Source organism: Neisseria weaveri, from assembly GCF_900638685.1.
GTDB classification, from domain to species: Bacteria; Pseudomonadota; Gammaproteobacteria; order Burkholderiales; family Neisseriaceae; genus Neisseria; species Neisseria weaveri.
This window is the reverse complement of sequence record NZ_LR134533.1, coordinates 2,163,521-2,187,863: the sequence shown is the minus strand read 5'-3', so window position 1 is coordinate 2,187,863 and position 24,343 is coordinate 2,163,521. Positions and strand designations below refer to the sequence as shown.

The 24,343-nt window shown below is 46.3% G+C and carries 20 protein-coding genes and 2 tRNA genes; 9 read left to right on the top strand and 13 right to left on the bottom strand.

Going from position 1 to position 24,343, the window contains the following annotated elements; all coding sequences use genetic code 11:
* Positions 1–557 precede the first annotated feature (557 nt).
* Together EL309_RS10460 and EL309_RS10455 are read right to left on the bottom strand one after the other, a co-directional pair.
* Positions 558–2,234, bottom strand: coding sequence for a cation acetate symporter (locus tag EL309_RS10460; protein ID WP_004283355.1), 1,677 nt, complete (start codon positions 2,232–2,234; stop codon positions 558–560).
* A gap of 2 nt (positions 2,235–2,236) precedes the next feature.
* A complete protein-coding gene (locus tag EL309_RS10455; protein WP_004283356.1) occupies positions 2,237–2,551 on the bottom strand; it encodes a DUF485 domain-containing protein in 315 nt (104 codons plus the stop codon).
* A gap of 390 nt (positions 2,552–2,941) precedes the next feature.
* On the opposite strand from EL309_RS10455, the gene EL309_RS10450 reads away from it, so the two are divergent.
* Complete coding sequence (locus EL309_RS10450; RefSeq protein ID WP_004283358.1) at positions 2,942–3,823, top strand: LysR family transcriptional regulator; 882 nt, start codon at positions 2,942–2,944, stop codon at positions 3,821–3,823.
* A gap of 100 nt (positions 3,824–3,923) precedes the next feature.
* Here EL309_RS10450 and rnr read toward each other — a convergent pair whose 3' ends face one another.
* On the bottom strand, positions 3,924–6,245 hold the full coding sequence (gene rnr / locus EL309_RS10445; RefSeq protein ID WP_004283359.1) for a ribonuclease R: 2,322 nt from the start codon (positions 6,243–6,245) through the stop codon (positions 3,924–3,926).
* A gap of 96 nt (positions 6,246–6,341) precedes the next feature.
* On the opposite strand from rnr, the gene EL309_RS10440 reads away from it, so the two are divergent.
* Positions 6,342–6,428: transfer RNA gene (locus EL309_RS10440), tRNA-Leu, on the top strand.
* Between the two features lie 60 nt (positions 6,429–6,488).
* A tRNA-Leu gene (locus EL309_RS10435) sits at positions 6,489–6,575 on the top strand.
* 159 nt (positions 6,576–6,734) lie between these two features.
* Here EL309_RS10435 and putA read toward each other — a convergent pair.
* The 4 genes from putA to EL309_RS10415 all read right to left on the bottom strand — a co-directional run bounded on the left by putA (position 6,735) and on the right by EL309_RS10415 (position 13,701).
* Complete coding sequence (gene putA, locus EL309_RS10430; RefSeq protein WP_004283360.1) at positions 6,735–10,331, bottom strand: bifunctional proline dehydrogenase/L-glutamate gamma-semialdehyde dehydrogenase PutA; 3,597 nt, start codon at positions 10,329–10,331, stop codon at positions 6,735–6,737.
* 300 nt (positions 10,332–10,631) lie between these two features.
* Positions 10,632–11,519, bottom strand: coding sequence for an acetylglutamate kinase (argB, locus tag EL309_RS10425; RefSeq protein WP_004283361.1), 888 nt, complete (start codon positions 11,517–11,519; stop codon positions 10,632–10,634).
* A gap of 179 nt (positions 11,520–11,698) precedes the next feature.
* Positions 11,699–11,833: a DUF3149 domain-containing protein gene (locus tag EL309_RS10420; RefSeq protein ID WP_004283362.1), complete on the bottom strand. Its 135-nt coding sequence runs from the start codon at positions 11,831–11,833 to the stop codon at positions 11,699–11,701.
* A 239-nt stretch (positions 11,834–12,072) separates the two neighbouring features.
* Positions 12,073–13,701, bottom strand: a complete 1,629-nt coding sequence (locus EL309_RS10415; RefSeq protein ID WP_004283363.1) for an ABC-F family ATPase — start codon at positions 13,699–13,701, stop codon at positions 12,073–12,075.
* A 213-nt stretch (positions 13,702–13,914) separates the two neighbouring features.
* Between EL309_RS10415 and EL309_RS10410 the strand changes: the two genes are divergently transcribed.
* Complete coding sequence (locus tag EL309_RS10410) at positions 13,915–15,018, top strand: hypothetical protein (RefSeq protein ID WP_004283364.1); 1,104 nt, start codon at positions 13,915–13,917, stop codon at positions 15,016–15,018.
* A complete protein-coding gene (locus tag EL309_RS10405) occupies positions 15,018–15,482 on the top strand; it encodes a low molecular weight protein-tyrosine-phosphatase (protein ID WP_081463189.1) in 465 nt (154 codons plus the stop codon). Before EL309_RS10410 ends, EL309_RS10405 begins: the two co-directional genes overlap by 1 nt.
* Before the next feature lie 87 nt (positions 15,483–15,569).
* On the opposite strand, the gene EL309_RS10400 is transcribed toward EL309_RS10405, so the two are convergent.
* The 6 genes from EL309_RS10400 to dnaB form a co-directional block, all read right to left on the bottom strand.
* Positions 15,570–16,058 (bottom strand): type IV pilin protein, encoded by a 489-nt coding sequence (locus EL309_RS10400; protein ID WP_004283366.1) that lies wholly within the window; start codon positions 16,056–16,058, stop codon positions 15,570–15,572.
* Between the two features lies 1 nt (position 16,059).
* Positions 16,060–16,620 (bottom strand): pilus assembly PilX family protein, encoded by a 561-nt coding sequence (locus tag EL309_RS10395; protein ID WP_004283367.1) that lies wholly within the window; start codon positions 16,618–16,620, stop codon positions 16,060–16,062.
* Entirely contained in the window at positions 16,599–17,636 is a 1,038-nt protein-coding gene (locus tag EL309_RS10390) for a PilW family protein (protein WP_004283368.1), read from the bottom strand. Before EL309_RS10390 ends, EL309_RS10395 begins: the two co-directional genes overlap by 22 nt.
* On the bottom strand, positions 17,636–18,349 hold the full coding sequence (gene pilV, locus EL309_RS10385; protein ID WP_004283369.1) for a type IV pilus modification protein PilV: 714 nt from the start codon (positions 18,347–18,349) through the stop codon (positions 17,636–17,638). Before pilV ends, EL309_RS10390 begins: the two co-directional genes overlap by 1 nt.
* Positions 18,350–18,396: 47 nt before the next feature.
* On the bottom strand, positions 18,397–19,089 hold the full coding sequence (locus EL309_RS10380; RefSeq protein ID WP_004283370.1) for a GspH/FimT family pseudopilin: 693 nt from the start codon (positions 19,087–19,089) through the stop codon (positions 18,397–18,399).
* 169 nt (positions 19,090–19,258) lie between these two features.
* Positions 19,259–20,668: a replicative DNA helicase gene (gene dnaB / locus EL309_RS10375; protein WP_004283371.1), complete on the bottom strand. Its 1,410-nt coding sequence runs from the start codon at positions 20,666–20,668 to the stop codon at positions 19,259–19,261.
* A gap of 168 nt (positions 20,669–20,836) precedes the next feature.
* Here dnaB and EL309_RS10370 point away from each other — a divergent pair, with 168 nt between their 5' ends.
* The 4 genes from EL309_RS10370 to EL309_RS10355 all read left to right on the top strand — a co-directional run bounded on the left by EL309_RS10370 (position 20,837) and on the right by EL309_RS10355 (position 24,314).
* Positions 20,837–21,418 (top strand): superoxide dismutase, encoded by a 582-nt coding sequence (locus EL309_RS10370; protein WP_036494970.1) that lies wholly within the window; start codon positions 20,837–20,839, stop codon positions 21,416–21,418.
* A 119-nt stretch (positions 21,419–21,537) separates the two neighbouring features.
* A complete protein-coding gene (locus tag EL309_RS10365; RefSeq protein ID WP_232014419.1) occupies positions 21,538–22,698 on the top strand; it encodes an FAD-dependent monooxygenase in 1,161 nt (386 codons plus the stop codon).
* Between the two features lie 51 nt (positions 22,699–22,749).
* On the top strand, positions 22,750–23,136 hold the full coding sequence (locus EL309_RS10360; protein ID WP_081463190.1) for a RidA family protein: 387 nt from the start codon (positions 22,750–22,752) through the stop codon (positions 23,134–23,136).
* Positions 23,137–23,147: 11 nt separating this feature from the next.
* Positions 23,148–24,314 (top strand): FAD-dependent oxidoreductase, encoded by a 1,167-nt coding sequence (locus EL309_RS10355; protein WP_004283375.1) that lies wholly within the window; start codon positions 23,148–23,150, stop codon positions 24,312–24,314.
* Positions 24,315–24,343 lie beyond the last annotated feature (29 nt).

The following is a 24,343-nucleotide window of genomic DNA, read 5'->3' as shown; positions in this document are numbered from 1 at the left end:
TATTAACATAATTAATCACGATATTTATATTTATCAAATAAATCACAAGTTTAGTTGCAAATATCATGAGAATCAGCCCGAAATTCAGGCATTTCTTTTTTAAATACATAGCATTACCATGCAATTAATATGCCACTATGCAAACAGTATCCGTCTCCTGCTTTTATGAAAAACCAAGAGGCCGTCTGAAATTTCAGACGGCCTCCCCCCTTAGTCAGAACCAGCATATACACATAAACTATCTTCAATCAAATTGACCGGCTTCCTAATCGCTATCTCTGGTTCTGTTTATGCAAAATTGTTTTACAGTGAAAAAAGCTTAGGCCGTCTGAAAATTCAGACGGCCTATGCCTTAACTCAGATCGTATCAATAAAGACATTCCAATCTATTGAGTCTGTTATCAAATCCATCAAAATCAAGACTCTCTATTGACACCGCCATTTGGCTTTACTTTGTATTGCAATAAATAAAGAAAATAAAACTAAGGCCGTCTGAAATTTCAGACGGCCTTTTTAATCAAGCCATTGCTTTAAACGTTATGACTGATCATGCCCGATTAGTGGTCGCTGGCTTCAGCCGCGCCGATACCGGTCATCGAGCGTACATATTGAGCTTCGAAGCCTGCTTTATCCAATTCGGCCTGTTTCGATTTGTCGGTAATCGAGAAGAACCAAGCTGCGATAAAGGCCAGCGGAATTGAGAACAAGGCAGGGTTGCTGTACGGGAAGATGGCTTCTTTGTTGTGCAGCACTTTCACCCAAACGGTCGGGCCTAAGATAATCAGCACAAAAGCAACCAACAAGCCCAAGAAACCGCCGATCACCGCGCCGCGTGTCGTCAGGCCTTTCCAGAACATCGACAAAGCCAGAATCGGGAAGTTGGCCGAAGCAGCCAGCGCGAACGCCAAGCCCACCATAAACGCTACGTTTTGGTTTTCAAACGCAATGCCCAACACAATCGCCAGAACGCCCAAGCCCAAAGTAGCCAAGCGGGATACGCGCATTTCTTCTTCTTGAGTGGCTTTGCCTTCGCGGATTACAGAAGAATACAAGTCGTGGCTCACCGCAGACGCACCGGAGAGGGTCAAACCGGCCACTACCGCCAAAATGGTGGCGAATGCTACGGCTGAAATGAAGCCCAAGAACAGGTTGCCGCCCAATGCGCCGGACAGGTGAACCGCCGCCATGTTGGTACCGCCGATCATTTCGACTACGGTTTTGCCTTCGTTTACCATAGTGGTGAAGAATTGCGGGTTGTCTTTGGTAACGAAGATGATCGCGCCGAAACCGATGACGAAAGTGAGCAGGTAGAAGTAGCCGATAAAGCCGGTAGCAACGAATACCGATTTACGTGCTTCTTTGGCATCGGGTACGGTGAAGAAACGCATCAGAATGTGCGGCAGACCGGCGGTACCGAACATCAACGCCAAGCCCAACGAGAGCGCGTCGATCGGGTTGGACACCAAGCCGCCCGGCGCCATAATCGCCGTACCTTTTTCGTGGATTTCGGTAGCTTTCAGGAACATGCCTTCCAAGCTGAAGCCGCTGGCTTTCAGAATCATGAACGCCATGAAAGTCGCACCGGACAGCAGCAGAACGGCTTTAATGATTTGCACCCAAGTGGTTGCCAACATACCGCCGAACAATACATACGCCACCATCAGCGCGCCCACGATAATCACCGCGGAAGTGTAGCTCATGCCGAACAGCAACTGAATCAGTTTGCCCGCACCCACAACTTGCGCGATCAGATACAGAATCACCACCAACAGCGAACCGCTGGCCGCAAACACGCGCACGGGTTTTTGTTTCAGACGGTAGGCAACTACGTCGGAGAACGTAAATTTACCCAAGTTACGCAAGCGTTCGGCCACGAGGAACAATACAATCGGCCAGCCCACCAAGAAGCCGGTGGAGTAGATCAGGCCGTCGTAACCGGTGGTGTACACCATGGCGGAAATACCCAAAAACGACGCGGCAGACATGTAGTCGCCGGCAATCGCCAAGCCGTTTTGGAAGCCGGAAATACCGCCGCCGGCAGTGTAGAAGTCTTTGGTGGATTTGTTTTGCTTGGCAGCCCATTTGGTAATAAACAGGGTGCCGCCGACGAAAATCAGGAACATCACGATGGCCGCGATGTTTAAAGGTTGTTTTTGAACTTCGCCGGTGAAGGCATCCGCCCAAACGCTGCCGGAAGCCAAGAGAGCAGCTGCGGTAATTAATAATTTATTCATGCTTATTCTCCCTGAGCTTCGCGTACGACGTCTTTGGTCATGTCTTCGAATTTACCGTTGGCAATGCTTACATAGATACCGGTGGTAATGAATGAAAAGACAATCACGAATAAGCCGGCATAAATACCCCAAGTGGTAATGCTGCCTTCTGAAACGGGATGCCCGAAGATTTCGGGTGATGTACCGATCATCCAAATATAAATGACGTACATAAAAAAGATAACGGCAGAAAAACCCCAACCGATAAGGGCTTTCTGACGCGCCATTTGACGGAATTTCGGGTGTTTTAATACCCGTTCGGCTGTCTGTTTATCCATGTTTTTCTTCTCCTTGTTTTAATCCTGCACAACGCCGGATACGGAAGCTCATGTCTCCAACCCGACGCTCAACCGGTCAAACTGCCCCGGCAGACATAATTTTACAACCACAGCAACTTTATTGCTGTTATTATTCCGATACTTGTCGCAAAATGGAAACGGTTGTTAAAAAATGTAGCGTCATTAAAATGAAAATTTTACACATTGACCAATTTTATTTTCTAATAGCTTCAATCCGTTTTTCTGATACCTATTTATAATATATTGATATATATAAATATATTTAAAATATGCCGACTCAATAATCATCAACTGCCACATTCTCGGGCTTGCCTTTAAAACAAATAAGCTTTATTAAGGTACAGCTGATGTAAATATATTAAGAAAACTATGGATTATACCTTACTTAAAACCTTTACAACGGTTGCCCATACCGGAAACTTAACCCAAGCGGCAGAAAGGCTGCATCTTTCCCAGCCTGCGGTTTCAGCACAAATCAAAGCTTTGGAAAAAAAATTGGATGTGGCACTGTTTACCCGAACAGCCAGCGGCATGATGCTGACGATTGCCGGAGAAGCTTTTCTCCCCGAGGCGGAAACTCTGCTGCAACATCATCACCAATTGGATTGTTTTGCCAAAACTTTGTCGCAACACTATATTGCAACAGCTGAATTGGGTTTGATCCATCCCGCACCTCCTGAAAAAATCACCGCCCTAACCCGAAAGATATTGGCAGACAATTCCAATTTGCAACTACATATCCAATACGGGATGAGTGGCGAAATCGAACAACGCATTCTGGAAAAGCAGCTTCACGGCGGTTTCTTTTTAGGCCCGGTTACCCATCGGGGTTTGAGAAACATCTTTTTGGAAGACATCCATTATTCCCTGATTTGCCACCAAAGAGATGCTGAAACAATATTGAAAGACCTGCCTTGCAGCTTGGAACGTTACGCTTGGATTGAAATGTCGGTAGTTTCCAGCAGCCGCAAATATATGCAGCGTTTTTGGCGCCAACATAATATTTCGCCGAAACAACAGATTGTCTGCGATTATCCGCAAACCATCATTGATTTGGTCTGCGAGGGCGTGGGCGTGGCAATGGTGCCGGAGCATAAAGCATTATCCGCCTGCAAAAGTGGCAAACCTATTGTTATGCTGGAAGATTACCGCCAAACCTTACCGTTGAATTTTATTTATTTAGATGAATACGCTGCCGACCCGGTGTTAAACATTTTAAAAGACGGAGTTCAATCTATTTGGGGTAAATAAGTCGGCAACCATTTCAATCGCCATTATCTAAAATCAAAAGGCCGTCTGAAATTTCAGACGGCCTTTTCAATTCTTCAATGATCAACAAACCGGAGATCGGCTATTTGTGTTTCTTACGCTTGGCTTTACGAGGAGGCTTTCCAGCTTCTTCAGACTTGCGCGTTCTGCGGTTTTCAGTGGAACGGCTTCGTTTCTTTTTGAAAACTTCAGCCTTAGACGCACTCTTTTTACGCTTTTGTCCACCGCTGATTAAAGTAAAGTCAATTTTACCCGTATCCAAATCGGCACGAACCACTTTAATCACTACGCTATCGCCTATGCGGAAAGAAACGCCGCTACGCTCGCCTTCAATGGCCATCACTTCAGGACGGAAGTTGAAATAATCCTCCCCCAAATCGCTGATATGAACCAAGCCTTCGATATAAATGTCATCTAAAGTAACAAACACCCCGAAATTTGACAGGCTGGATACCCGACCTTGGAAAACTTCGCCCAACTTATCCTGCATATAATAAGTTTTCAGCCAGTTTTCAACGTCTCTGGAAGCATCATCCGCACGTCGCTCATTCAAGGAGCAATTCACGCCCAATTTTTGCCAAGACTCGGGCTGATAAGTTTCATGGTTCAATACAGCCTTAATCGCCCTGTGTACAGTCAGATCAGGATAACGGCGAATCGGCGAAGTAAAGTGCGCATACGCCTCATATGCCAAACCGAAATGCCCTTCGTTATGCGGTTCGTACATAGCCTGCTGCATTGAACGCAACAACATCACCTGCAACAGCTCTCTATCCGGGCGGTCTTTGATTTTTTCGGCTAACTCGGCGTAATCTTTCGGCGACGGCTTTTCCCCGCCTCCCAAACTCAAACCGAGCAAACCCAGCTGCTCCCTTAATACTGCCAATTTTTCATCTGTCGGGCCCAAATGGTTTCTAAATAAGGCAGTATGCTTATTTTTAAGCAGAAAATCTGCCGCACACACATTGGCCGCCAACATACATTCTTCAATCAACTTATGCGCGTCATTGCGGACAACCGGCACAATGCGGTCGATTTTTCCCTGATCGTTAAACAACATTTGAGTTTCAACGCTGTCAAACTCCATCGCGCCGCGTTGCGAACGTTTTTTCTGCAGAATATTAAACAGTTTGTACAAGGTATCGATTTGCGGTTTTAAATCATGTTCCTCACCGGATTCAATCCAGTTCCAAACTTGGTTGTAAGTCAGTCGGGCTTGGGAGCGCATCACAGCAGGATAAAATTCATATTCCTTGATGTTGCCCGCATAAGTTACCACCATATCGCAAACCATACACAAGCGGTCTACATTAGGATTCAGCGAACAAATACCGTTGGAGAGTTTTTCGGGTAACATCGGAATCACCCTGCGGGGGAAATACACACTGGTCGTACGCTCAACAGCATCCGTATCGATTGCATCTCCCGGGCGGACATAATGGCTTACATCTGCAATGGCAACAATCAAACGGTAATTGCGGCCTTGTTTCTCCGCATACACCGCATCATCAAAATCACGGGCAGTTTCACCGTCTATCGTCACCAAGGGAATATCCCTTAAATCAACCCGCCCTAACCAATCGCGCTTCGTTACTTCACTGGGAATTCTGTCGGCAGCTCTCAAACATGCTTCGCTAAACTGATGGGGAAGCTGGTGTTTTCTTACAGCGATTTCTATTTCCATGCCGCTGTCCGCATATTCCCCCAATACTTCGGTCAGCTTGGCAACTGCAGGCCTGTGGTTATCGGGATAGATCTCAATTTCACCAACCACAACCTGACCGGATTTTGGTTCAAATCCTGCCAGACTCTCCGGCTCCAATACAATACTTTGTGTCAGACGCTTATCGGCCGGCTCTAAAATTGCGACGCCGCGTTCGATGTAAAAACGGCCGACAACCTGTTTATTGCCTCTTTCGACAATTTCCAAAACCTGACCTTCGCGACGGCCTCTGCGATCAAACCCGGCCGGTCGCACCATTACAGTATCACCGTGCATGACGCCGCGCATCTGGCGCTCATAAAGTACTAAATCGCTTCCTTCGCCGGAATCCAGCGGAACCGCAAAACCAAAACCGTCTTTATGTGCTTCGACACGGCATTTTACCAAATCTAATTTTTCAGCTACGCACACTGCACCACGCCGGTTAATCAGCACCTGACCATCTCTGGCCATTGCTTTGATACGGCGCTCGAAAAACTCATCTTCCGAATCCGTAATATCCAATTTTGCCGCCAATGCCGAAATTTTCAGCGGTACGCCTTCTCTTTCCAAAATTTGGATAATCCATTCACGGCTGGGCAGCGGGAATTCATATTTTTGTTTCTCTCTCTCAAGAAACGGATCATTTTTCCGAATATTTTCTTTTTTTCGAACACTCAATAATTTAGAACTTTTTTTCATCTGTATGGTTGACAATCTTTTATTTAAATATATAATTTGCGTCTTGTTTTAGCGACAAGCTTTGACACTTTAACCGAAAGTAAAAATTAAAGCAAAGCCCAGGTGGCGGAATTGGTAGACGCGCTAGCTTCAGGTGCTAGTATCCTCACGGGTGTGGAAGTTCGAGTCTTCTCCTGGGCACCAAAAAATTATTTTATATATAATCATTTTGAAAACATCGGTTTAAAAATTTAAAAATACAAAGCCCAGGTGGCGGAATTGGTAGACGCGCTAGCTTCAGGTGCTAGTATCCTAACGGGTGTGGAAGTTCGAGTCTTCTCCTGGGCACCAAGTTTTAAAAAAACAGCAGACTTTTTTCATAAAAGTCTGCTGTTTTTTTATTTATCTTTACAACCTGATTTGATGTTTTTCCGGTCTATACCCAAACAAAAACATTAAAAAAAATCGGAAGCAATATCTTATTGCTTCCGATCTTACGGTTCAGCCCAATCAAACTTCAGACATCGCCATCAAACTTGCATTACCGCCTGCAGCAGTAGTATTTACACTCAAACTAACCTCCTCGAACACTTGCAGTATATCCAAGCCCGATGTTGCATCCAGCACTTTAATAATGGCCCCGTCCTGCAAGGCAATCTGCTGTTTCAGCTCAATGTCCAGAGCTTCCAAAGCAATCAAATGGCTGATACCAGCCGGAATATTTTGAGTGCTGACGGTTAACAGGCCGTCTGAATGCTCACGCCAAATTGCCAAAGGATGGTTTTGATTAACAATAACTTTCACACCAGCTGCCGCCAAAGCAATCCAAGCAGCAAAAGATTGTTCGATATTGCCGCCATACAGCCAAATCTGCTTAGGCGCATGCCAACGTGCACAGTTGTATTCCCCCGTCGGCCCCGGCAACATCTGCTCAGCCTCACGTAAATTATGCACTCTAGCTTGTCCCATCAGGCCGCCCAACTGAACCTTTTGCTCATGGGAAAAACCCATTTGGCGCATTAAGTTTTCCAAAACAGCCAAATATTTTTCCTCTGCTACGCCCGGTTTGGATACCGCAGGAATCTCCCAATGTTTACCTTGACTCAAGCGCTGCAGATAGAAGGCACCGCCTGCTTTAGGCCCTGTTCCCGACAAACCGTGTCCTCCGAACGGCTGAACACCAACTACTGCCCCCACAATATTGCGGTTAACATAAATATTACCGGCTTCAATACGGCGGCTGATATGCTCGATTGTACTGTCGATGCGGCTGTGAATACCGTGTGTAAGCGCGTAACCTTTGCTGTTGATTTGATCTATCAGACTATCCAGCTGGTTGGCACGATAACGCACAACATGTAAAACGGGGCCGAATACTTCGCGCTGCAAATCGTTTAAGTTGTTTAACTCAAATAAAATCGGCGCAACAAAAGTTGAATTTTCGGCATTTTCGGGCAATGCAATTTCGTGATAAGCCTTAGCCACGCCTTTCATTCGGTTGATATGTGACAACAGATTTTGCTGCGCTTCCATATCGATAACGGGGCCGACATCGGTTTTCAAATCGATAGGATTACCGACACGCAATTCGCGCATCGCACCTTTAATCATTTTCAACATTCGGTCGGCAACATCTTCTTGCACACATAACACGCGCAATGCGGAACAACGCTGACCGGCACTGTCAAAAGCCGAATTCAATACATCCATACAAACCTGCTCAGCCAAAGCCGTGCTGTCGACAATCATGGCATTTTGACCGCCTGTTTCTGCAATCAACACCGGATTGTCTTCGCGTTTTGCCAAAGATTGATTAATCAACTTGGCCACTTCGGTCGAACCGGTAAAGATGACGCCGTTAATACGATCATCCTGAGTTAACGCCGCACCCGCTTCGCCTGCGCCCAACACCAACTGCAAAACATTGGTAGGAACACCTGCAGAATGCAGCAAACGGACGGCATAATGTGCAATCAAACTGGTTTGTTCCGCAGGCTTGGCAACCACAGTATTGCCCACAGCCAAAGCCGCTACCACTTCTCCGATAAAAATCGCCAACGGGAAATTCCACGGGCTGACGGCCACAATCGTTCCGACCGGCAAACGGCCTGAACACGTTGTCTCTGCTTCATTCGCATAATAACGGCAGAAGTCCACCGCTTCCCGAACCTCGGCAATCGCGTTATTCAAAGTTTTACCGGCTTCCCGTACCGCCAGCATCATCAATGCGGGAGTATGGCTTTCCAATAAATCGGCAAAACGGCGCAAACACTCCGCCCGTTCAGACGGCATTTTTCCGGCCCATTCCCGCTCCGCTGCTTTTGCCGCTCCAATAACGTTTGCAATAGAGGCCGTCTGAATAAATGCGGCTTGACCGACAACATCGTGATGATCCGCAGGATTTTTAACTGCATGCGGCTGTCGGTTTTCTACCGGAACCGCCGCAACAGATTCTGCATGCCAAGTTTGGTTTGCAGCTTCATTCATATCCTGCTGCAATTGTTTTAAAACAAACTCATTGCTTAAATCCAAGCCTTGGGAATTCAGACGGCCTTTACCATAAAGATTACGTGGCAAAGGCAAAGCGGCATGCATCGTTCCTTGCGTTTGTGCCGCCGTTTCCAAAGGACACTTAATCAAATCATCAATACTGACTTTCTCATCCACAATTTGATTAACAAATGAGGAGTTCGCACCGTTTTCCAACAAACGGCGGACCAAATAGGCCAATAAAGTTTCATGCGTACCGACAGGCGCATAAATACGCACCCTACGGCCTAAATTTTGCGGACCGACCACTTGGTCGTACAAAGTCTCACCCATACCGTGCAGGCATTGGTGTTCAAAATCTTTTCCTTTACCCATTTCATAAATGGCTGCCAAAGTATAAGCATTATGCGTAGCAAACTGCGGAAAAACCGCATCTTGCGCAGCTAACAACTTACGCGCACAAGCCAAATAAGAAACGTCGGTGTGTACTTTGCGCGTGTAAACAGGATAGCCTTCCAAACCATCAACCTGCGCCCATTTGATTTCACTGTCCCAATACGCACCTTTTACCAAACGGATCATCAACTTCTGATTATTTCTACGCGCCAAATCAATCAAATAATCAATTACAAACGGGCAACGCTTTTGATAGGCCTGAACTACAAAACCGATTCCGTTATAGCCAGCCAAGTCAGGGTCGGAAACCAAAGCCTCCATCAAATCCAAAGACAACTCCAAACGATTGGCTTCTTCTGCATCGATGTTCAAACCGATATTGTATTGTTTTGCCAAGACAAACAGCTCTTTCAAGCGCGGCAGCAGTTCGCCCATTACACGGTCATACTGCGCGCGTGAATAACGCGGATGAATCGCCGACAGCTTCACGGAAATACCGTTACCCTCATAAACACCGGCATTAGCCGCATCTTTACCGATTGCGTGGATGGCATTGACGTAATCTTGATAATATCGGTCGGCATCTTCCTGAGTCATTGCCGCTTCGCCCAACATATCGAAGGAAAAACGGTAGCCCAGTTTTTCCCGCTCTTTACCGTTTTGCAGTGCTTCTTCGATAGTCTGTCCGGTTACAAACTGTTTACCGAGCAGGCGCATTGCATAATCAACGCCTTTTCGGATCAAAGGCTGACCGCCCTTACCCAACATACGCGTCAACGCCATACCCATGCTTTTCTCGTCTGTTGCCGCTGTCAATTTACCGGTAATCAACAAACCCCAAGCCGCCGCATTCACAAACAAAGACGGGCTGTTATTCAGATGGCTTTTCCAATCCGCACCGGCCAATTTATCCTGAATCAATTTATTACGCGTTTCATTATCCGGAATACGCAATAAAGCTTCAGCCAGGCACATCAAAGCCACGCCTTCCTCGCTCGACAAAGAGAATTCGTGCATCAGCGCATCCACACCGCTGGCTTTGGTACGGTTCGCACGAACCTGCGTAACCAAACGGCGGGCAAGAGCGGCAGCGGCGTTTTTTTCTTCCGCACTCATCTCCGCCTGTTTCAGCATATCGGCTACCGCTTCAGCCTCATTTCGTCTGTACGCTGCCGTAACAGCCTGACGCAACTCTGATTTATGTTGGGCAAAATCAAACATAAAACCAATTCTCCTAATCGTTTCAATTTTTCTAACAAGGTATGACTATTAAATAAAATATCCTGCCTACACCCTGCTTCAAGCAATTAAGCAGAATATTTCAAAATTCATTCCCTACTTAACGGATTATAATCCTAAAAATCCTTTTTTTCTATTTTACAAAAGCAATAATCTATATTTTCAGTCAAATACTTGCATAATGAACAATCTGCTCCGATAATCTTTAATCGAGCATAAAGAGGCCGTCTGAAAATTCAGACGGCCTCTTTCAAATTAATGCTCAAAATCGAGATATAGAAATTATTCCGAGCCTAAAATCATTGAACCGATACCGCTGTCTGTAAAGATTTCCAGCAATAAAGCATTCGGCACCCTACCATCGATGATATGCGTGGCTTTTACGCCGTTCACGGCAGCTTCTACAGCAGAGCTGATTTTCGGCAACATGCCGCCGTAAAGCGTTCCGTCTGCAATCAAGTCGTCAATACGTTTCGGCGTCAGGTTAGTCAGCAGATTACCTTCTTTATCCATCACACCGGTAATATTGGTCATCATCAGCAGCTTTTCCGCATTCAGCTCCTCCGCCAATTTTCCTGCCACCAAATCAGCATTAATATTGAATGCTTCGCCTTGACGGCCGACGCCGATGGGGGCAACAACAGGAATGTAGCCGCGCTCGACCATACCTTTAATCAAGGTGCAATCAATGCTTTCGACAATACCCACTTGCCCGATATCCACTCCGTTTCGCTCCGGCGTATTGATAAACAGTTTTTTCGCCTTGATAAAATGACCGTCCCGGCCGGTTACGCCGACTGCATTGCCTCCGTGCAGATTAAGCAGTGAAACAATTTCTTTATTGACGTGTCCGCCCAAAACCATTTCAACAATATCCATGGTTTCTCCATCAGTGACACGCATCCCTTGTACGAATGTGCCTTCTTTGCCGACTTTTTCCAACATTTCATTAATTTGCGGCCCGCCGCCGTGCACAATAACCGGATTGATGCCGACCAACTTCAGCAAAACCACATCTTTGGCAAAACCTTCCTTCAAATGCGGCTCGATCATGGCATTACCGCCGTATTTGATCACAACGGTTTTACCGGAAAAACGGCGGATATAAGGCAGAGCTTCCGCCAAAATAGCGGCTTTGGATGCCGCTGAAATATTTTCTGTCCCACTCATGTTTCTTACCTTTATAGAATCTGACTTGCCAGCGGGATATGTTAAACCAGCATGCTTAACGAAACAACTCTATATAAGAATAAGACTTCAAATACAGATTAATACAATTCAAATGTCCAAAAAAAAAGGGGGTGACCTCGGCCACACCCAAACACACACACATCAAGAGGAAAGAGAAATCAGTTTCCAGGCTTTTTATCTGCTTGTTTTTTCACCCAGAAAAATAAAAAAATCGCCATTGCAATAATAAATGTAATGGTGAATAACGATAAAATCCCCATAGTCGATTTCAATAACTCGTTAATCAGCTCCATAATTTTGTTCCTATTCAGACTTATTATTAAATTATTGGATTTCATTATAGATAAAAACTGCTTTAGCTTTTTGATACAGGTCAAAATTAGATGATTTGCCTTAAAAAATGAATTATTTATGCGAAATAAATTTATATTATGCATTGCTTGATATTGAAAGTTTTTGAATAATTGATTTTTCTTAAAAAGAAAGAGGCCGTCTGAATTTTCAGACGGCCTCTTTTCTAAAAGGCACCGGCTTATGCCAAGCCTTTTTTCTCCAGATAGCTTTCGTAATCGCCCAAATAATGTTCGTAACCGCCTTTACCGTCCAGCTCGATAATTTGAGTGGCCAAAGAAGACACGAATTGACGGTCGTGTGAAACGAAAATCAATGTTCCGTTATACTTTTCCAATGCCATATTCAAGGATTCGATACTTTCCATATCCATATGGTTGGTTGGTTCGTCCATAATCAGCACGTTTGGCTTCAGCAACAACAGTTTGCCGTAAAGCATGCGGCCTTTCTCTCCGCCCGACAGCACTTTGACTTTTTTCACCACATCATTACTGCCAAACAACAAACGGCCCAGTGTACCGCGGATCACTTGCTCGTCGTCACCCTCCTGACCCCATTGACGCATCCATTCGGTCAAGTCCATATCGACATCAAAATCATTTTCATGATCTTGCGGGTAGTAACCGATTTGCGCTTTTTCAGCCCACTTGATCGTGCCGCTATCCGCTTGTACGCCTTCGCTGTATTCAGGGTTATATGCACCTGCCAGCAATTTCAGTAAAGTTGATTTACCGGCACCGTTCGGACCGATAATCGCCAAACGCTCCCCGGCTTCCAAAATGAAATTCAAGTTTTTAAACAGTTGGGTTTCAAAACGCTTACTCAAACCCTCCACTTCAACCGCCTGACGGTGGAGTTTTGATTTCTCATCGCTCTCGAATCGGATGTAGGGATTTTGGCGGGTAGAAGGCTTTACTTCCACCATTTCCGCTTTAATTTTATCTGCCTGTTTCAAGCGGCTGGTCGCCTGACGGGCTTTGGATTTGTTGGCAGAGAAGCGTGCGACGAATTCTTGTAATTCCTGCAGCTTTTCTTTGGCTTTGGCATTGTCTTTCATGGTACGCTCGCGCGCCTGAGCCGAGGCAAGCATATAGTCGTCGTAATTGCCGGGATAAATGGTGATGGTGTTGTAATCCAAATCCGCCATGTGAGTACATACTTCATTTAAGAAGTGGCGGTCGTGGGAAATAATGATCATCGTTGAATCATACTGGTTCAACACACCTTCAAGCCAACGGATGGTATTGATGTCCAAATTATTGGTCGGCTCGTCGAGCAGTAATACATCGGGTTTGGAAAACAGAGCCTGTGCCAACAACACGCGCAGCTTGAAGCCGGGGGCGACTTCGCTCATGGTGGCGTTATGCAGCTCTTCGGAAATACCGACACCGCTCAACAATTCCGCTGCACGCGCTTCGGCTGTATAACCGTCATATTCGGCAAACTTGGCTTCCAAATCGGCGGCACGCATGTAATCGTCCTCCGTCGCTTCCAAATTCGCATAAATCGCATCACGCTCGGTCATCGCCGCCCACATTTCCGTGTGCCCCATCAATACGACATCCAACACGCGCATATCTTCGTAAGCAAACTGATCCTGGCGCAATTTACCCAAACGGACACCGTGCTCAATCGCCACCTCTCCGCTGGTTTGCTCCAAATCCCCACCCAAAATCTTCATAAAGGTGGATTTCCCCGATCCGTTGGCGCCGATCAAGCCATAGCGGTTGCCTTCGCCGAATTTCACAGACACATTTTCAAACAGCGGCTTCGCGCCGAACTGCATGGTAATGCCGTTAGTAGAAATCATTATTCAAGCCTTATCGAAAATTAAAATCAAATGGGCAGGATTATAGCACAGCAACAACATTTCCCCAATCCACTCCCCCCGCATCTGCAACAGCAAACTGCTTGAATCTTATTTGGGTGTCCATCAACAAACCTTATCGCCGTCTGAAAACTTTTCAGACGGCCTGATATTGATATAATCTCTCTTTCTATTTAAATGCAGCCGAGAAATACGATGAGCAATCCGCAACACACACTACCTGACTCACGCCCCTATCCTACCGATCCGGTCAAAAACCAATTGCTGGTACACGCCGGACACATTGCCGCCAACCAATCCGGGGCACAACGCAAATTGGCAGAAGAGTCGCTTCACGCCGAAATCTACATGATGTTGAAGCAAAATTTCTACTTGAATCTGTCTGTGGCCATGAGCATGGCTCCCAATTCCGAATCCTACCGCGCTCTGCTGAATGCATTGGATTCCGTATTGCAGGCCAAAGAAGAAAACGAAGTCCAATGGTTTGCCTTGCCTGTTGTGCTGGTAGCCGGCTGCAATCAAGAAATCTCACTGCCTCTATCCGCGCCTTCTGTGGAAATCTCAGCCTGCTTGGCCAACTACCCCCACTTGAGAATATTAGAGCGCGCGAATTGGCTGCCGTCATTGGTTACATCCAAACAATTAGCCGAAATCAATGCCGGCCAATGGTTTAACGCCAAGCTCCATCAATCTGCCGCCGAAGAATTGGCTCAGAAACTCAACGCCGTACAAACATTAAACATTCCCTCCGACCAATCCGTACATGTCTTATATGCTTTAGGTTACGGCGATGCATCCATAATCGACGCACTCAATGGCAACCTGCGCGAAGCCGCATTACCTTTAATGCAAGTATGGCAGCAGGCATTAAGCCAGCCCGGCCTTACCTTATTTACCAACCCTCTAAGTCCGGCAACACCGCTTTGCGCACTCACCGAAGGCAACCATATGCGATTACGTATGGCTTTAGACGTATTTGCCACTAACGCCATCCGTGCTATCCGCCTGCAAAGTCCGCGTGTAGGTGTTGTCATGGCTTCCCAAGACGGTCAGCTTTTATTCGGCTTCAACGCCACAGACAGCCAGTTTGAACTGCAACCCCAAGTCTTCTCATGGCCGCTTTCTCCTTCCGAACGCATCGAAACCGTGCAACGCGATTTTCTCGATTTAATGATGGAATGCCGCGTGGAAAATATCCGTCTGCTGCATGACGTTCTACATGATCAGGACGAACTGCCAAACTACGCTCAAGCCTTGAAGCTGCCGGGACACAATCCGCTTTTTGCAGAGGAAGCCTAATGTCGGCCTATAAAATTCTTTTTGTATGCTTAGGCAATATCTGCCGCTCGCCTATGGCGGAATATGTGTGCCGGCACATAGCCGAAGAATCGGGAATCGGCCACCGTATCCAAACCGACAGCGCAGGCACATCAGGCTGGCACAATGGTGAAAATATGCACCGCGGCACATTGGCCGCCTTGCAAAAACACAATATCTCCACACAAGGTTTTATCAGCAGCCAAGTAAAACAAAGCGATTTCGCCGAATATGATTTTTTGGTTGCAATGGACGACAACAATCTGGCAGACCTCGAAAAACTGTTTGGTCTGCACCCTGATAAAATCTTCAAGCTTACCGATTTAATACCAGAATCAGGCTATCAAATGGTTCCCGATCCTTGGTATACCGGAGACTTTGATGAAACTTATCATTTGGTCAAAACCGGCAGCGAAGCGTTGTTGAGAAAACTTAAATTAATTTGAATCGTTTAATATAAGAGGCCGTCTGAAATTTTCAGACGGCCTTTTATATTACGAAAACAGATTTAATTCTATATCCCGGTTTGCAAACTATTCAGCTCCACCCACACGCTCACATTTACCGGAGGTTTCAAAATTTCTGGCGCTGTCTGCGGAATCACAACGGTAGACTTCACCGGTGCTTTTCATCCAAACCGCTTTACTGTATCCCGATTTGGCATTCGGCACAGCCAACAAATAGTAAGCCGGTGTGCTTTTTGCTGCCGTATTACCCGGTGGTGCAACAGAAATATCGTAATATTCGGCAACTTTGGGATGGACTCTAAATTTTTTTGCCAACTCGCTTCCCGAGTATTCAGCATGAATATTGCTCTTTCCGGGATTTCTAACACGATCAAGCCGGATAACATTATTCAAATCCATCAACTCCGCCTGAGCCATGGTCAGACGGCCTTTTTCCAAATAGCCAGTATAAACGGGAATGGCAATCATAGACAGAATAGCAATAATCCCCACCACCACCATCATTTCAGGCAGCGTAAATCCCCGTGTATTAATTTTTTTATTGTCGAAATGCATATCAACCTACCTGAACATAAGATTGGAGTGTTACCACCGTATTTTTATTTCTTCCCCATGCTCTGGAAGTTACTCGGAAAATAACCGCTCCGTCGTCCTGAGTTCTAATATATTCAATAATGTAACGCGGCTTTTTGCTGGAAAATTTGGCTGCCGTTTCATATATTCTACCATTGGTTTCTATACAAAGCTTGGAATCACACATACGCTTCCAGGCAGGGGTATTCCCCGTCTCTGCTTCAATCGTCAGATTGTTGACAACAACTGCTGCGGAGCCTGCCGATGCACATAATCCGTCTTGACAATCTGCTCTGAATGTTACCGCTTCAAAATCGACAATGTCATTCTCTCCCTTACGTAATGCAGCCTCTGCCAATTCCAAAGCAAATTTTCTATCTGCATCGTTCACACCGATACGCTGCTCTGTATTGTAGGATTGTGTAGCCGCAACCACCAAAAACGCCACCAAAATCATTACCATCATCACGATAAACAGCGTAAACCCCTGTTCTTGCTGTTTGGATTTCAGACGGCCTGTTTTTAGAATGTTCGTTCTGCGCATACATTCCCCCCTTTCAATGAAGCATCAATATTGTAAATAAACGTATCCTTAGTCTCTATTCCATTTTCTTTTTCTTTGATGGTGATGCTTACCATTGCCGGAGAAGCCGTCTGATTTGCAGGTACGGTTGAAGTTGTTGCACCAGAAATACTGTTTTTTAAGGTCGTCGTGTATTCAAACCTTTCTGACAGTCCATGACCATCAGGACAATTACTTACGTAAACATACTCCATCGACATCTCCAATATACGATCTTCATCATTTGAAGTCCGTATTGATGGAGGTATCTCTTTGGGCTTCATCAATAATTGAGGCGATCCCCAACGATTTCCATTTTCCAATCGGAATCTATATAACCCTGGTTGTCCTCCCACCGTTCCTGTTGCATAAGCATGAACCACATATCGCATCACGGAAATATCATGTATTTGTCCGGTAGCTCCCAACGCTGCCGATACCGTCTGCAAGTCAACACCTGCCGTGCCGTCAGCTGCCGGTCTCACCAATTTATTGCAATTACCGTAAACCAAAGGTGCATTGTCAGGAATATCCTCAGTCAGATTATTGATAGATCCCGTGCCCACGCCATAGCGGAAAACCAACACAGGAGAATTAGGAATAAATCCGCTAACAGAAAATTGACCTGCAGGAATTTCTTTAACAGGAATCAGGTAATCGGTAGAACCTGCCAATCTAAATGCTTCTTGAGCACTGCTCTGATTATCAACGATATCTGCCCTCATGCGCGACGACATGTTGAAACAACCAAACAAACCCGCCATATGTGCATCGCGAACAATCATATTGGAAGCATGACGCAAATCCTGTTGCACGGCTAAACGGGAATTAGTGCCATCATTCAATTTACGAGAAGATAAATATCCCGTTCCGACAGCAATCAGCACAATCACACTTAATGCACTGGCAATCAGAAATTCAATCAAGCTGAAACCCGACATTGCGGTTTTGTCTTTGCAAGGTGCTATGACGTTTTTGGTATATTTTTGCTTCATCATTATTCTGCTACCCGAACTTGATAACTGTAAACAACCTTGCCGCTTCCATCGGAGCGCTCAACATTCTGTTGCCATGCTACCTTGATACTTATCGGGTCTTTCGCTCCGCCATTGCAATTAGGTTGCATTACATTATTATTAATGGTCGGTTTTACCCCTGATTTATCATTACATATAATGTAGTAAATATCCGCTTCCGGTAAACCTTTAAATAAAGTATCTTCAAATTTGCCCAAATGATCTTCCAATATCTGGCGCTTATTCAAGTCTGTTTTATTTTTTTTACACCAAGCATTCTTACTGCAAGACCTTACCTTAATAGGGTTTGAGAAGCGATAACTTAATGTTTCACTTTTTGAATTAACCTTTAACTGGGGGCGGAACGCATCATTTCTCCGACGAATCAAATCATCGCTGTCACCAGGAAGCATAACATCTTCACATCCGGGAATACTGTTTTTGCATAAAACCGGATTAATCGCCATCCCTTCAATCAAATTCTGTGCGGCCTGGGCAACAATTGTCTGTCCTTCAGCCTCTCTTACGGCAACTACAGTTTGCAGCTGGGTAGCCAGCAAAGCCAATACACCTACCGTCAATACAAACATGGCAATCAAGATTTCCAGCAATGTCATGCCCTGCTGCTGAGTTTTCAGACGGCCTTCCCGAATTACCGCTATTGGGAAAATCCTGCTTTCCTTATTAAAATCCATAATATTATCCGTTATTTGATAATTGTTATTCTTTTAAAGCTACGCCGTTAAAATTGAAGTTTGCACAAAGCGGAACCGGCATCAGAGTGATTTTTCTCGTATTTTGGGCAGATTTTCACTCTGCCGTTATTTTCAATGACTGCCAATGTTGCTCTTGCCTGTTTTTCACTGCCGTTTTCTGCTTTTTTATCGGTTAAAATCAAACGGATCATGCCAGTACCAACGTTTTCCAAATCAATCGGCGTTTTAGGCCCTTTTGCATCGGAATAACCGAATGTTCCGTCCGGCAAGAAAATCCAAGCCTGATATTTATTGTTGCCCGATTTTGGCTTATCTTTGCCAAAATCATAAGCTTCAACAATATAATCCAAACGGTTGTTTTGAGTAGGATTGATTACAACATGGCGCAAAGGCTTATCGTCTTTGCGCGTATACATCCTGTCGCGGTTAACATCGGCAAATGCTGCCACACCTTGCCCCGAATAAGCTGCGTTGCAATATTGGTCTGGATTACCGTCTTTCTTAATTTGAACGGGACAAACGTAAACGGGAAGATTCAGCCTGACGGCTTCCGAACGCGCGAAGCGCAAAAGATTGGCCATGTTTTCCGCCTGCGTCGCTGATCGACGGGCGGCTATCCATTGGCTCATATTGGGAAGAGCGATGACTGTCATAATTGCAAAAATAATAATGACAACCAACAGCTCCATAAAGGTAAAACCGTTTTGTCTCAAACGCATGAGCATACCCCAACCCCGAAATGTTATTTCTATAGTAATGTGATTTAAAGAAGTGGCAGCATTTAAACTACCACTTTTTATATTAATTATGTTTACTTAATTATAAACAACAATATGCTTGTTGCCAAAAGAGTCTCAATAATTTTTTGTCATTGCGTGACAATCTGTATCAATCTTCCATCATTGCAGAATCCGGAATGTAGGCTGCATTATCAAATTTGGTAAATTGTCCCATCCAAGTTAAAAACACTTTTCCGGTCGGGCCGTTACGGTGTTTACCGATGATACATTCGGCCAAACCTTTCATAGGAGATTCGGCATTATAATACTCATCTCGATACATAAACATAATCAAATCAGCATCTTGCTCAATCGCACCGGATTCGCGCAAATCGGACATCATCGGACGTTTATCCGTACGCTGCTCAACGGTCCTGCTTAATTGCGACAAGGCGATAACCGGAACCTGCAATTCTTTTGCCAATGCTTTCAACGAACGTGAAATTTCACCCAATTCAGCAGCGCGGTTATTGGAATTGCCCGAACCGGACATCAATTGCAAATAGTCGATAACTATCAACCCCAATTTCCCGTTAAACTGTCGTGCAAGACGACGTGCCCGCGCGCGCAATTCCAGTGCCGTCAATCCCGGTGTTTCATCGATAAACATAGGTGCATCGGAAAGCTTTACAAATGCTTCGTTTAAACGCACCCAATGCTCGTCTTCCAGACGGCCTGTTTTCAGAATATGCTGATCCAGCCTGCCGACCGAGCCGAGCATACGCAACACCAGCTGCGCACCGCCCATTTCCATAGAAAACACGGCTACCGGCAATTTGGATTCAACGGCAACATGTTCTGCAATATTGATGGAGAAAGCCGTTTTACCCATCGAGGGCCGCCCTGCCACGATAATCAGATCGCCGGGCTGCAAGCCTGAGGTTTTTTTATCCAAGTCGATAAATCCGGTAGAAGTACCGGTGATTTCATCAGGATTATCACGGCTGTACAGCATTTCAATACGCTGAACGATTTCTTCCAATAAAGTCGGCATAGTCAGAAAACCCTGCTTGGCTTTGGCGGTACTCTCTGCGATTTGGAATACTTTGTTTTCCGCCTCATCCAACAATTGCCCTGCATCCCTGCCTTGAGGATTGTAGGCACTGCGCGCAATTTCCGTTCCGACTTCGGCAAGCTGTCTCATAATGGAACGCTCGCGAACGATTTCCGCATAGCGTCTGATATTGGCGGCCGAGGGTGTATTTTGTGCCAGAGTCACCAAATAATCGAAACCGCCTGCCGCTTCCAATTCTTCACGACGTTCCAATGTTTCCTGCACAGTAATCACGTCGGCCGGGCGGCTTTCGTTAATCAACGCCGCGATGGTTCGGAAAATCAAACGATGCTCGTGACGGTAAAAATCTTCTCCGCTCACTACGTCGGCGATTTTATCCCAAGCATTGTTTTCTAAAAGCAGACCGCCGATTACCGACTGCTCCGCCTCCATGGAATGCGGCGGCAGCGACAGTGCGCTGACCTCTCTGTCTTCAGACGGCATCATATCGGCAAAGTTATCCATAACGGCTCCTCAACAACGGGCAATCAAAAAGTAGGCTATTATAACCGAACGCAAGTTTTATTGTTTTTTTAAACCAGTACGGGGTAAAATAGCGCGGTAAGCGGCTGAAGAGCCTTACCAAAATCAAAAATCCCATCTATAAAAGCAACCACAACAGGAGTGACCGATATGGAACACCAATTACCGCAACTGCCTTACGAAATCGATGCTTTGGAACCGCATCTGTCTAAAGAAACTTTAGAATACCACTACGGCAAACACCACCAAACCTACATCACCAATCTGAACAACCAAATCAAAGGTACCGAGTTTGAAAACCTGTCTTTGGAAGAAATCGTTAAGAAATCTTCAGGCGGCGTATTCAACAACGCAGCCCAAACTTGGAACCACACCTTCTACTGGCTGGGCTTTACACCTAAAGGTCAAGGCAAACCTTCCGGCGATCTGGCTGCCGCCATCGACGCCAAATGGGGCAGCTTTGAGAAGTTCCAAGAAGCGTTCAATGCCTGTGCCGCCGGTACTTTCGGTTCAGGTTGGGCATGGTTGGTAAAAACTCCGGCCGGCGAATTGGACTTGGTTTCCACTTCCAACGCAGCTACTCCGTTAACCACCGAAAACACCCCTCTGCTGACTTGCGATGTGTGGGAACACGCTTACTACATCGATTACCGCAACAGCCGCCCGAACTACCTGAAAGGTTTCTGGGAAATCGTTAACTGGGACGAAGTTGCCAAACGCTTTGCCGCATAAGCAAACATAAACAAACATTAAATCCAAAGGCCGTCTGAAAATTTCAGACGGCCTTTTTATTGGTCAGCACGAATTGAAATAAGCTAAAATAACGACTGGTTTCAACCTTGCGAATGATTATGGATATTCTGCCCATTCACACTCCCGTTGCCGTTATCGGAGCAGGTCCGGTCGGCATGTTGGCCGCTTTGCTGCTGCACCGCCAAGGCAAACAGGTTTTGCTTTTGGAAATGCGTCCCCCAAATACCGTTATCCGCGACAGGCGCACGCTCGCCTTATCTTTCAGCAGTATGGAAGCACTCCATCGCGCCGGAATTACTATTCCCGAAAACCAATATACGCCGATTACCCATGTCCATATTTCCCAACAAGGCACATTCGGCCATGCCTTGCTGCGCAACGAAGATATGGGAACGGATGTTTTAGGGTACAGCGTAGACTATGCCGTATTAATGCAGGCATGCGAAGCGGCATTAATCCGACAAGGCGTACCTGTTTTGTGGGAAACCCAAGTGAACCATGTCCGCACATTAAACCGTTTTGCAGAAGTCCATATCCGACACTGCCGGCAACCCCACAGTCTGACTGCCGATTGGGTTATCCTTGCCGAAGGCGGGCATTTGACTGAAAACCTGCCGGGCATTACCCGACACAGTTTCGACTATAACCAATCCGCCATCGTTACCACACTCGAATTCGAGCAAGACGGCAACGGCACGGCCTATGAGCGCTTTATCGACGACGGCCCTTTTGCCCTGCTGCCCTACGGCACCGCCTACCGCTTGGTATGGACGCGCTCACACGAAGAAGCGGCCAGAATCAAAACTATGGCTTTCACGGAATTTGCCGAGATGTTTGAAACCGCTTTCGGCAACCGTTTAGGCCGTCTGAAAAATTGCGGCGATATTGCCGCTTTTCCGCTCCAACTGAAGCAGCTTAGCCAAGTATACAGCGGGCGGATTATCTGTATCGGCAACGCCGCACAAACCATGCATCCGGTTGCCGCTCAAGGCTTCAATCTCGGAGTGCGCGATGTTTTAACCTTAATACATAAGTTTGCCGAACCGCACAGCATGCACAATACCCGCCTTGCAGAGCAATATGCTGCCGAACGCCGCTTGGATGCCCAAGCGGTTGTCGGCTTCACGCACAGCCTGGTTACTTTGTTCGATCACCCCAATGCTTTATTAAAACTTGGACGCGGCGGTGTCATGAGTTTGCTGGACAGCGTTCCTGCCTTAAGAAAAAAATTTACCGAACACTTGATCTTCGGTTTGTGAGGCCGTCTGAAAAATGACGATGCCGGCCATTTGATAAAAAGAGAACAACACATGACTCCGATAGAACACCATACGCCAGATACCCTGTTCCGCCCCATCGGGCCGTACAGCCACTTTAGCAAAGCAGGTTCTTTCATCCAAATATCCGGCACACCCGGTGTCGTACCCGAAACAGGCGAAATGGCCGGAGAAGATGCTTATTCACAAGCCAAACAGATTTTGTTGAACTTCCAAGCCATGCTGCAATCGGTTGGTTTGGAATTAAACCGCATTCTGCATATCCATGTTTTTCTAAAAAATGTTGACGATTTTGCGGAAATGAACCGCGCTTATCTGGACATTTTTCCCGACAACCAACCTGCCCGTACCGTTATCTGCGTTGCCGACCTGCCTAAAAAAGGAGCGTTGATGACCATGAATGCCACTGCAATCGAATAGAAAATCTGATTATGAACCCTATCTCCACTCAACAATATGATGCTGTTATCATTGGCGGCGGTTTAGTCGGTGCTGCTGCCGCTATTGCCCTCGCACGACAGGGACGGAAAGTCGCGTTGGTTGAAATCCGTCCGCCCCAAACCGACACGGAAAAACTCCTGCAAGGTTGGGATGCGAGAATTTATGCCGTCAGCCCGGCCAATCGCACGTTTCTCCAATCTCTAAATGCCTGGCCGTCTGAAAACCGCGTCCAGGCTGTGGCTAAAATGGATGTGCGCGGCGATAACGGCGGGCGAATCGAATTCAGCGCGGACGATATTCACGGCAACCGCCTAACCAGCATTATTGAAAACCGTTGGCTGCTGGCCTCGCTGTGGCGGCAAATCAAGGCTTGGGATATTCCCGTATTTACCGAAACTGCCGTTTCACTGTCCTCCGATTTTCAGACGGCCTCTGTAACTCTGGCAGACGGAACAACATTAAACACCCGATTGATTATCGGTGCGGACGGTGCCAACTCCTGGGTAAGAAAACAAGCCGGTATCGAAACCCGTTGCGACGCTTACGGACATCACGGCGTGGTTTCCAATTTCCATACCGAAAAAGACCATCACGGAACGGCATTCCAATGGTTTAAAAACGGCGAAGTTTTAGCTTATCTGCCGCTTCCCGACAAAAAAATCTCTATTGTTTGGAGTACGGCCGAGCCTGAAAAGCTGACTTCGCTCTCACCGCAAGCGCTGGCGGCTGCGGTTACGGCACAAGGCGAACAGGTGCTGGGCACACTAAGCCCGCTCTCTCCTGCATTCTCATTCAATCTGGTTTTGCGCCGTCCGACAAGCACGGTCGGAACGCGCATAATGCTGATCGGCGATGCGGCACATACCATTCATCCTTTGGCCGGACAAGGCGTTAACCTCGGCTTTGGCGATGTTATCGAATTTTGTAATCTCAGCCGCAACCAACCGGATATCGGCGCACACCGGCTGCTGCAACGCTATGCGCAAAACCGTCTTGAACCTGTACGCACAATGCAGATGGGGTGCGACGGATTATTTAAATTATTCGGCAACAACATTCTGCCTGCACAATCCTGGCTGCGTAACACCGGCCTGAACATGGTCAACGACTTGCCTTGGCTGAAAAACCGCCTGATCAGACACGCTATGGGATTGTAATTACACATATATAAAACTTTAGCAGCTCT

What these genes read in the sequence shown, in the direction of transcription:
- EL309_RS10460 (WP_004283355.1), bottom strand. Translation starts at nt 2,234, where the DNA reads ATGAATAAATTATTAATTACCGCAGCTGCTCTCTTGGCTTCCGGCAGC.
- EL309_RS10455 (WP_004283356.1), bottom strand. Translation starts at nt 2,551, where the DNA reads ATGGATAAACAGACAGCCGAACGGGTATTAAAACACCCGAAATTCCGT.
- EL309_RS10450 (WP_004283358.1), top strand. Translation starts at nt 2,942, where the DNA reads ATGGATTATACCTTACTTAAAACCTTTACAACGGTTGCCCATACCGGA.
- rnr (WP_004283359.1), bottom strand. Translation starts at nt 6,245, where the DNA reads ATGAAAAAAAGTTCTAAATTATTGAGTGTTCGAAAAAAAGAAAATATT.
- putA (WP_004283360.1), bottom strand. Translation starts at nt 10,331, where the DNA reads ATGTTTGATTTTGCCCAACATAAATCAGAGTTGCGTCAGGCTGTTACG.
- argB (WP_004283361.1), bottom strand. Translation starts at nt 11,519, where the DNA reads ATGAGTGGGACAGAAAATATTTCAGCGGCATCCAAAGCCGCTATTTTG.
- EL309_RS10420 (WP_004283362.1), bottom strand. Translation starts at nt 11,833, where the DNA reads ATGGAGCTGATTAACGAGTTATTGAAATCGACTATGGGGATTTTATCG.
- EL309_RS10415 (WP_004283363.1), bottom strand. Translation starts at nt 13,701, where the DNA reads ATGATTTCTACTAACGGCATTACCATGCAGTTCGGCGCGAAGCCGCTG.
- EL309_RS10410 (WP_004283364.1), top strand. Translation starts at nt 13,915, where the DNA reads ATGAGCAATCCGCAACACACACTACCTGACTCACGCCCCTATCCTACC.
- EL309_RS10405 (WP_081463189.1), top strand. Translation starts at nt 15,018, where the DNA reads ATGTCGGCCTATAAAATTCTTTTTGTATGCTTAGGCAATATCTGCCGC.
- EL309_RS10400 (WP_004283366.1), bottom strand. Translation starts at nt 16,058, where the DNA reads ATGCATTTCGACAATAAAAAAATTAATACACGGGGATTTACGCTGCCT.
- EL309_RS10395 (WP_004283367.1), bottom strand. Translation starts at nt 16,620, where the DNA reads ATGCGCAGAACGAACATTCTAAAAACAGGCCGTCTGAAATCCAAACAG.
- EL309_RS10390 (WP_004283368.1), bottom strand. Translation starts at nt 17,636, where the DNA reads ATGATGAAGCAAAAATATACCAAAAACGTCATAGCACCTTGCAAAGAC.
- pilV (WP_004283369.1), bottom strand. Translation starts at nt 18,349, where the DNA reads ATGGATTTTAATAAGGAAAGCAGGATTTTCCCAATAGCGGTAATTCGG.
- EL309_RS10380 (WP_004283370.1), bottom strand. Translation starts at nt 19,089, where the DNA reads ATGCGTTTGAGACAAAACGGTTTTACCTTTATGGAGCTGTTGGTTGTC.
- dnaB (WP_004283371.1), bottom strand. Translation starts at nt 20,668, where the DNA reads ATGGATAACTTTGCCGATATGATGCCGTCTGAAGACAGAGAGGTCAGC.
- EL309_RS10370 (WP_036494970.1), top strand. Translation starts at nt 20,837, where the DNA reads ATGGAACACCAATTACCGCAACTGCCTTACGAAATCGATGCTTTGGAA.
- EL309_RS10365 (WP_232014419.1), top strand. Translation starts at nt 21,538, where the DNA reads ATGGATATTCTGCCCATTCACACTCCCGTTGCCGTTATCGGAGCAGGT.
- EL309_RS10360 (WP_081463190.1), top strand. Translation starts at nt 22,750, where the DNA reads ATGACTCCGATAGAACACCATACGCCAGATACCCTGTTCCGCCCCATC.
- EL309_RS10355 (WP_004283375.1), top strand. Translation starts at nt 23,148, where the DNA reads ATGAACCCTATCTCCACTCAACAATATGATGCTGTTATCATTGGCGGC.